This window comes from Pedobacter sp. (genome assembly GCF_041662865.1).
Lineage (GTDB): Bacteria > Bacteroidota > Bacteroidia > Sphingobacteriales > Sphingobacteriaceae > Pedobacter.
In genome coordinates, this window is sequence record NZ_JBAZRL010000076.1 from 1 (window position 1) to 8,643 (window position 8,643).

At 35.4% G+C, this 8,643-nt stretch carries 6 protein-coding genes and 1 tRNA gene; 6 read left to right on the forward strand and 1 reads right to left on the reverse strand.

Annotated elements, in window-relative coordinates; translation table 11 throughout:
- Positions 1-407 precede the first annotated feature (407 nt).
- Positions 408-480 (reverse strand) — tRNA-Lys (locus WC622_RS15800).
- A 452-nt stretch (positions 481-932) separates the two neighbouring features.
- On the opposite strand from WC622_RS15800, the gene WC622_RS15805 reads away from it, so the two are divergent.
- From WC622_RS15805 to WC622_RS15830, 6 genes are all read left to right on the forward strand, one after another.
- On the forward strand, positions 933-4,106 hold the full coding sequence (locus WC622_RS15805; RefSeq protein WP_372820657.1) for a glycoside hydrolase family 2 TIM barrel-domain containing protein: 3,174 nt from the start codon (positions 933-935) through the stop codon (positions 4,104-4,106).
- Between the two features lie 26 nt (positions 4,107-4,132).
- Positions 4,133-5,530, forward strand: a complete 1,398-nt coding sequence (locus tag WC622_RS15810; RefSeq protein ID WP_372820658.1) for an arylsulfatase — start codon at positions 4,133-4,135, stop codon at positions 5,528-5,530.
- A gap of 43 nt (positions 5,531-5,573) precedes the next feature.
- On the forward strand, positions 5,574-5,816 hold the full coding sequence (locus tag WC622_RS15815) for a hypothetical protein (protein ID WP_372820659.1): 243 nt from the start codon (positions 5,574-5,576) through the stop codon (positions 5,814-5,816).
- A 123-nt stretch (positions 5,817-5,939) separates the two neighbouring features.
- The gene (locus WC622_RS15820) at positions 5,940-6,449 is read left to right on the forward strand and encodes a GNAT family N-acetyltransferase (RefSeq protein ID WP_372820660.1); all 510 of its coding nucleotides are present in this window, start codon (positions 5,940-5,942) and stop codon (positions 6,447-6,449) included.
- 205 nt (positions 6,450-6,654) lie between these two features.
- Complete coding sequence (locus WC622_RS15825) at positions 6,655-7,044, forward strand: OsmC family protein (RefSeq protein ID WP_372820661.1); 390 nt, start codon at positions 6,655-6,657, stop codon at positions 7,042-7,044.
- Between the two features lie 253 nt (positions 7,045-7,297).
- A complete protein-coding gene (locus tag WC622_RS15830) occupies positions 7,298-8,335 on the forward strand; it encodes an NAD(P)-dependent alcohol dehydrogenase (protein WP_372820662.1) in 1,038 nt (345 codons plus the stop codon).
- Positions 8,336-8,643 lie beyond the last annotated feature (308 nt).

An 8,643-nucleotide genomic window follows, 5' to 3' on the forward strand; every position in this document is an offset into this window, starting at 1 on the left:
TGAAGTCATTCATCTCTCTTGTAATATTTGAAACTTCATTTTTTTATAATTAATACGGCAGACCCAAAACCTATTACCATAGAACAAGAAGTTAATTATTAAAGGAACATGATTCAATTGTAACTATCGATCAGGTACAAAAAATTCTAGACTTTATATATAGGTTAGCGACTTTAGCGATTTAGCACTATGTCGAATAATTGAATTTACCGAACGCCTAATATTCACTAAATTCATGTCTCTTAAATTCGATCAACAACACTTTTACCTAATTTAGACCCATTAAGATGCCCTTATAGGCTGCAAAACACGAAAGTGCCATTTATTTAGAAATAAGCAAGATTGCAAAATACCGTAAAAACAAAAAACCATCCTTATGTTAAATAAGAATGGTTTTTGAATTTCTGTGATCCCGCTGGGATTCGAACCCAGGACCACTACATTAAAAGTGTAATGCTCTACCAGCTGAGCTACGGAATCATTCCTTTTGTTTAAGGAGGGGCAAATATAGAAATTAAAATGTATTCGCCCAATTATTTCTGAAAATAGTTAATGATGTTTATTTACAGGGCTTTAATGTGCTAATTATCAATGGCATTTATATTCTTTTTAACTGCTTTTTTGGTCTTAAAAGAAGAATTGCTTTTGTAAGTTTTTACGCAAACGCTTGATTTTCTTTCTATTTTTCTGTAAAAATGAAATTACAACTCAAATTCATATGGTGTAAAATAGCAAAGTCACTTTGAATAAAATATTAACAGTTGTAGCGTACTCGAGATATTACATAATTAAGCACCTTAATTAGCATTAAAAGAGGAGAGGTTTAAATAATCAAACGTTTGCGTTATAATTAATTGCTATTTAAGAATTCACATGTTTATTTTAGGAGCTACCAATGCATTTTATGCATAAAAAACTAAAAAACCACACAAATGAAAAAAAGCACTATTATCTTCTCTATTATGGTATTGCTTGCCTTACACACACGGGCACAGCAATTACCTGTAGAGTTACAAACCCCAGAAGTTGTTTCTTTAAATAGAATGCCAATGCGAGCATCTGCGTTTGCTTATGAAAATGCAGACCTTGCTGCCAAAAGGAGCAAAGAAAAATCGGATTACTTTATCTCTCTAAACGGAACTTGGAAATTTAATTGGGTTAAAGACCCACGTAAAAGACCAATGGATTTTTATAAAACCGATTTTAATGATGTGGCATGGGATAATTTTAAAGTACCTGCCAATTGGGAAGTGAATGGATATGGTTTACCAATTTATGTAAATCAGCCGTATGAATTTGCGGGAAGAAAGCTGACAGGAAATAGAATGAATCCGCCTTTTGATATTCCTGAAGATAATAACCCTGTTGGATCATATCGTAGAAAAATTAATATCCCAGAAAACTGGAAAAACAGACAAGTGTTTATCAGTTTAGGAGCGGTGAAATCTGCTTTCTTTATTTGGGTAAATGGTAAAAAAGTTGGTTACAGTGAAGACAGTAAGCTTGCTGCAGAATTTGACATCACGAAATATGTAAAACCAGGAGAAAATACAATCGCTTTGCAGGTTTACAGATGGAGCGACGGTAGCTATTTAGAATGTCAAGATATGTGGCGTATTTCGGGGATAGAACGTGATGTTTATTTGTACTCGACACCTAAATTGGACATTCGTGATTTTAAAGCAATAGGTACCTTAGATCATACCTACACCAACGGTTTGCTGAATGTTGATGTAACGGTAGAAAACTATAAAATAGATCAACGTACTAACCACAGCAGACCTGATAGCTTTTACGTAGCCTTAAATTTGGTAGATGCTAAAGGAACATCTGTTTGGAAAGATGCAACAGGATTGCAAAAAGTTTTGGGTAATTATAAAAACAACCTTTCTTTTAAAACACAAATCAGCAATGTAAAAAATTGGTCTGCAGAAGTACCATATTTATACACGTTGTACATTACCTTAAAAGATAAAAATGAGGATGTAATTGAAGTTATTCCACAACGTATTGGTTTCCGATCGGTAGAGATTAAAGGAAGTGATTTGCTGGTGAATGGAAAACGGATCTTTTTAAAAGGGGTTAATCGCCATGAGCATAATGCAACACAAGGGCATACACTTACTCACGAAGACATGAGAAAAGATATGGAAATGATGAAAAAGCTAAATGTAAACGCTGTTCGTCATTCTCATTATCCACCAGATCCATATTGGATGGAGCTTTGTGATGAATATGGTTTATACGTTATCGATGAAGCAAATATTGAATCGCATGGTCGTTATTACAGTTTAGAAACTTCTTTTGCTAACGATAAACAATGGCGTATTCCGCATTTAGAACGGATCACTAGAATGTACGAACGCGATAAAAATCATACATCAGTTATTACCTGGTCTTTAGGAAATGAAGCAGGAAATGGCGTTAATTTTTACGAAGCATACGAATGGTTAAAGCAAAGAGATTTCCGCCCTGTACAATACGAAAGAGCTGAAAATGATTTCAATACGGACATGATTGTCCCTCAATACCCTGATCCAAATTGGTTAGTAAAATATGCAAAAAGCAAAAGCGAAAGACCTTTAATTATGAGTGAATATGCACACATTATGGGCAATAGCTTAGGTAACTTTAAAGAATATTGGGATGCGATTGAAAACAATCCAAAACTACAAGGTGGTTTTATTTGGGAATGGATAGATCAAGGAATTGATACCGTAAAGAATGGAAAAAGGATTTTAGCCTATGGGGGAGATTTTCCTTTAGATGGACCAGTTAATGAAGATTTTAGCGATAATAACTTCTGTGTTAAAGGTGTGGTAACGGCTTATCGTGAATTAACGCCTATGGCAATTGAAGCGAAAAAAGTATATCAATTTATAAAAACGAGTTACTTAGGCAATAATCAAATTAGCGTAAATAACAGTTATTTCTTCCGTGATATTGCTAATGTTCAATTAAACTGGGAAGTTTTAGAAGATGGTAAAATCGTTCAAAGTGGAATTGTTGCAGATTTGAATATCGCTCCAAGACAAACATTAACTATTACATTACCTTTTAAAAATAACTATAAAGCTGGGAAAGAGTATTTCTTAAACCTCCACTATGTGTTAAAAACACCTGAACCATTTTTAGAGAAAGGTTATGATATTTCATACGAACAGCTTGCATTAAACGGAACATTAAAAGGTGCGGAGGTAAAATCTAATAAGCTTGACAATTCTGTTAAATTGACAAAAACGACAGATAAAGCTATTTTTAACGGTAAAAATTTCCAAGCAACATTTGATTTGAAAAATGGAAAATTAACCAGCTATTTGTTAGATGGAAAAGAGCTTTTAGTTTCTGGTCCGCAGCCAGGTTTTTACCGTGCCCCAACTGATAATGATATTGGTGCTGGTTTAAATAAATCGTTACGCATGTGGCGGAATGTATATGATGAGAACAAAACGATGATTAAAGCTGAAGCAATGAATGCAAACGACTTACCTTATGGTGGAGTTGTAGAAATAGCTTCGAGTTTATTAAATGGAGATGCGACTACGAAACAAACATTTTATATTTATCAAGATGGTACCATAAAAGTAGATAATGAGCTTAAAGCAGTTGCTGGTAAATACAAAACCTTAATGCGCATTGGTAACGATTTACAATTAAATTCTACTTACAACACTATTCAATGGTATGGCCGTGGTCCGGGAGAGAATTATGTAGATAGGAAAACAGCATCGTTAATTGGCACCTATAAATCAACAGTTGATCAGCAATATTTCCCGTATGCTCGTCCGCAAGAAAGCGGCAATAAAACCGATGTACGTTGGGTTACGTTTACCAATAAACAAGGTAAAGGATTACGTTTTGAATATGCAGATAGCTTATTAAGTTTTAATGCGTTGCCGTATTCGGTAGAGGATTTAGATCCAGAAGCACAAAAAAGGCAATATCACTCGGGTGAGTTAGTGAAACGTAATCAAATTTATGTACACATGGATATGCAACAATTGGGTGTACAGGGGATAGATAGTTGGGGCTCGTTGCCATTAACACAATACCAAATTCCTTATAAAAACCAAACGTATAGTTATTGGATAAAACCAATTAAATAAGTAAGCTTGTTTAATTCCTGATTAGTATGAAAAAATATATATTGACTTGTTTCTTAATCGCGTTAGTTGGTGGATTAAAGGCTCAACAAAAACCAAATGTAATCTTCATTTTGGCTGATGATATGGGCTATGGCGATTTAGGCAGCTATGGTCAGCAATTAATTGAAACACCAAACCTAGATAAACTGGCTAAAGGCGGGATACGGTTTACTCAATTTTATGCGGGAACTTCTGTTTGTGCACCTTCAAGAGCATCTTTAATGACAGGTTTGCATACTGGACACACGCCAATTAGAGGAAATTACGAGATAGAGCCAGAAGGACAATTACCATTACCCGATTCGGCTTATACGATGCCTGAAATGTTTAAAGCTGCTGGCTACAAAACAGGTGTTTTTGGTAAATGGGGATTGGGATATCCAGGTTCGGAAGGTGATCCTGTTAAACAAGGTGTAGATCAGTTTTACGGATACAATTGTCAAAGACAATCGCACAACTTTTTTCCAAATCATTTATGGAATAACCTAACCAAGGTAGATTTACCGAATACATTAACCAACTTACAAGCGTATGCCCCAGATTTAATACAAAAGCAGGCCATGGCTTTTATGGATAACAATAAGTCTAAACCATTTTTTATGTATCTGGCGTATACGTTACCTCATGCGGCTTTGCAACTTCCGGCAGGTGATAAAACATTCGAATACTATAAAAAGAAATTTAATGAACAGCCCAAAAACATTAAAATGGACTGGAATGGAGAGAATTATCAACCGCAAGCCTATCCACATGCTGCCTATGCAGCTATGGTGACCAAGCTTGATACTTATGTAGGCGAAGTATTGAAGAAATTAAAAACACTGGGCTTAGATAAAAATACAGTAGTAGTTTTTGCAAGCGATAATGGTCCGCACAGGGAAGGGGGAAATGACCCAAATTTCTTTAACAGTAGTGGCGGTTTTAAAGGAATTAAAAGACAATTGACTGAAGGTGGAATTAGAGAGCCTGTTATGGTGAGTTGGCCTGGTAAAATAAAACCACAAGTATCCGATCAGATTGGTGCATTTTGGGATTTCATGCCCACTTTTGCAGAACTTGCTGGCGGACAAAAATTAAAATCTACAGACGGGATTTCGATTTTACCAACCCTATTAAACAAAGGGACACAAAAGCAACATGAGTTTTTATATTGGGAGTTTCATGAAGATGGGGGTAGACAGGCAGTAAGAATGGGTAAATGGAAAGCGATAAAAGAAAACGTTAAGAAAAACCCAAACAGTCCAATTGCCTTGTATGATTTGGTTGCTGACCCTAAAGAGCTAATTAACTTAGTTAGCCAATATCCTGAGATAGTTAAAAGGATGGAAGCAATTTTAGTAAGCTCACATATCGAGAATAAGAATTTTCCTTTTTTGAAAAAGTAAAATAAACAAAAGTTCATTTTAAATAAACTTTGAGCCTTTGTTCATGAACATTAAGCTATTGTTGATGAACATTGGAGTTTTGTTGATGAACATTAAACTATTGTTGATGAACATTAGAGTTTTGTTGATGAACATTAGACTATTGTTCATCAACATTGGAGTTTTGTTAATGAACATTAGAGTTTTGTTCATGAACATTGAGCTATTGTTAATGAACATTAAACTATTGTTAATGAACATTGAGGTTTTGTTAATGAACAATGACCTTTTGTTAATGAACATTTAACTATTGTTAATGAACAAAAAGGTAATGTAGTTTGCTTTTTGGTTGTTTTTTATGATGAATGTATTGTATGTTAACGTACTACCATTTAAACACCAGTTTGATTTGTTTTGTACATTTACAAATATGATCATCAGACCAGCAACGTTAAAAGATGTACCAACTGTAATGCAAGTAGTAAAAGCTGTTGTTCCTTTAATGAATGCAGCAGGCAATATGCAATGGGATAGTACCTATCCAAATGCAGCTGTTTTTGAAAAGGATATTAGTCTTAATCAGCTTTGGGTAGCCGAAATTGATGGATCTATTGCGGGCATTGCCGCTATTACCACAGACCAAGAACCAGAATACGCACAAGTAGGTTGGGATATTAACGAAACCGCAATTGTTACACATCGCTTGGCGGTAAATCCTCAATTTCAAGGTAAAGGAGTTGCCGTGGCTTTATTGCAACAAGCAGAACAAAATGCAATTGCTCGTAATATTTCTCTATTGCGCATCGATACCAACACAATGAATGAAGCCACACAAAAACTATTTCCAAAATTAGGCTATATTTTTGCTGGCGAAATAGGACTGAGCTTTAGACCAGGTCTACGATTTTATTGTTATGAAAAACGTTTGAGAGTTGACTAGAAATTCTGTTAACAGTCTTTTAGCTAAAAAATAATTAATTAACTTTAGGAAAATTATATATCATGGAACAACATCAATCTACAGAAGGGTTAATTACACTTCTTACCTTAACAGCGGTTTGCATAATTATCTTTGCCATTACGTTTTACCTTACTTTTGTTAGAAAAGCTGACACATCCGATAAGGCGCATTAAGAATTTCTAACATGGTAAGTATAAACGCAAGTATTGGGACAGAGCCTTACAGAATTGATATTAAATCGCCCACAGGTAATGTAGTTATCGCTGACGAACCTCTTGAGAAAGGAGGGCAGGATAAGGGCTTTTCTCCTAAAGAATTGCTAGCATCATCGTTAGGAGCATGTACTTGTGCAACTGTGCGTATGTACGCAGAGCGGAAAACATGGTTGCTCGAAAAGATAAATGTAAGCGTCGATCTGATTGAAGAAGAAGGACAAACGAAATTTATCCGTAAAATAGAGTTGGTAGGTAATTTGGATGATTCGCAAAGAACACGATTACTAAATGTTGCAAATGCCTGCCCAATTCATAAAATATTGACACATACTATTGTAGTAGAAACTGCACTAGTATAATTATTTTACCACATAGACATATCGTTTTGGTAACATTGTCGTCATTCCCGTGAAAACGGGAATCGTAATGCGTATTATACATATCCTTCTACAAGCTCAGGATGACGAATGTCTTTACCTATGTTTGCTATAGTTCTATGTGGTTAAAATCCATTTGATTTTAATCTATTGTAATCATTCCGTAATACTTCTGTCAACAGTAATTCTGTTCACATCATTACCTTAATTTCGTGTAAACTTAAAATCTAAAAATATGATACAATCTAAAGGATATGCAGCGCAAACCGCTGAAACAGACTTAGCACCGTGGAATTTCGAGAGAAGAGAGGTTGGTCCTCACGATGTTCAATTAGAAATTTTATACTGTGGTGTATGCCATAGTGATCTTCATCAAATTAAAAACGATTGGTTTCCAGGCATATTCCCAATGGTGCCAGGTCATGAGATTGTGGGTAAAGTAATTAAAGTTGGCGATCACGTTAAAAATTTCAAGTTAAATGAATTAGCAGGAGTAGGCTGCATGGTTGATTCATGCCAAGTGTGTGAAAACTGCGAAGCCGATCTTGAACAATATTGCTTAGAAGGAAATACACAAACCTATAACTCGAAAGGAAGAGATGGTGTGCCAACGTACGGTGGCTATTCTAATACTATTGTGGTTCGTGAAGAATTTGTACTACATATCTCTGAAAAACTATCACTTGCTGCAACCGCACCTTTATTATGTGCAGGTATTACAACTTACTCACCATTAAGACATTGGAAAGTGGGCAAGGGGCATAAATTAGCCGTATTAGGTTTAGGCGGTTTAGGTCACATGGCAGTTAAATTTGGGGTAGCTTTTGGTGCAGAAGTAACCGTTTTAAGTACTTCACCAAATAAAGAAGAAGCTGCAAAAGCATTGGGTGCACACAACTTTGTAGTCACATCAGATGCTGAGCAATTAAAAGCAGTTACAGGAACGTTCGATTTTATTTTAGATACCGTTTCGGCAGATCATGATATAAACCTATACCTTTCTTTATTAAGAACAAACGGTACTCACATTGTGGTTGGTGTTCCAGCACCTTATCCTGTTCATCCATTTTCATTAATTGGCGGCAGAAAAAGTTTAGCTGGTTCTGGTATTGGTGGCATTAAAGAAACTCAAGAAATGCTTGATTTTTGTGCGGAAAACAATATCGTATCAGATATCGAATTAATTGATATTAAAGATATCACTGCATCTTACGAAAGAATGGTTAAAGGAGATGTTCGTTACAGATTTGTAATTGATATGAAAACGCTTTAAGAAGTTAATACCTTCTAATTGAAGCCTCGAGAAATCGGGGCTTTTTTTATGCAGTTCGTCTTTGCGAGAGGAGATTGCCACATCGCTATGTTACTTGCAAAGACGATCGCCTAACCAGCTATAGGATAAGAACTATAGAAATCAGTTTTTTATAAAGTTCGTCTTTGCGAGAGCATTCTCCGATTTTCATCGGTAATGATCGTGGCAATCTCCTTCAGACAAATAAATTAATACCAAATAGGAGATTGCCACGTCGCTATGCTCCTCGCAAAGACGATCGCCTAACCAGCTATCGTATAAGAACTATA